The 765-nt window shown below is 62.6% G+C and carries 1 protein-coding gene; it reads left to right on the top strand.

Translation table 11 applies throughout. The features are described 5' to 3' along the window. On the top strand, nucleotides 1-647 hold a 647-nt coding region (locus JMF90_RS39050; protein WP_201326546.1), incomplete at its 5' end, for an IS66 family transposase. Nucleotides 648-765: the final 118 nt, after the last annotated feature.

Raw genomic sequence — 765 nt, 5'->3', positions numbered from 1 at the left:
ACACGGGAATCCTGCAGGCAGATGCCTTCAGCGGGTATGACGCGCTGTATCGTGACGGCACGGTCATCGAGGCCGGGTGCTGGGCCCATGCGCGGCGCAAGTTCTACGACATATACAAACTGGACAGCTCACCGATTGCCGAAGAAGCACTGCACCGCATCGGGGCGCTGTATGTTGTTGAGCGCGAGGTTCGCGGCCAGACGCCGAACGTGCGCCTGTCTGCGCGTCAGCAGCGCTCGGCCCCATTGCTCGCTGAGCTGAAGGCCTGGCTCGAACACACGCTGTCACTGGTCTCGGCGAAGTCGGGGCTGGCGAAGGCGATTAGATACTCGCTGGGGCACTGGCACGCTCTCACACGCTATTGCGAAGACGGGCGCGTCGAGGTGGACAACAATACGGCGGAGCGCGCGATCAGGCCGCTGGTTCTCGGCAGGCGCAATTATCTGTTCGCAGGCTCCGACGGCGGTGGCCAAAGCGCGGCGGTGATCTATAGCCTGATCGGTACGGCGCGCCTGAACGGCATCGAGCCGTTTGCCTACCTGCGCACGGTGTTTGAGCGCATCGCCGATCATCCCATCAACCGCATCGACGAGTTGCTGCCGTGGCACCTGATGCCGACTGCACACATCGAACAGCAAGCCGCCTGAGAATCAATCCGATGGTCCAACCCCGCAAACCTGCCGTGCGCCTGGTCAAGGCGCCAGTCCCCGATTACGTACTGCGCGTTGAGCTGAAGTACATCAAGCCGGCGATCTGGCGACGAAT

This window comes from Burkholderia sp. E168m23 (genome assembly GCF_016586125.1).
Taxonomy (GTDB): Bacteria; Pseudomonadota; Gammaproteobacteria; order Burkholderiales; family Burkholderiaceae; genus Burkholderia; species Burkholderia orbicola.
The sequence above is the reverse complement of the archived record's forward strand: the minus strand, read 5'-3'. Positions and strand labels throughout refer to the sequence as shown.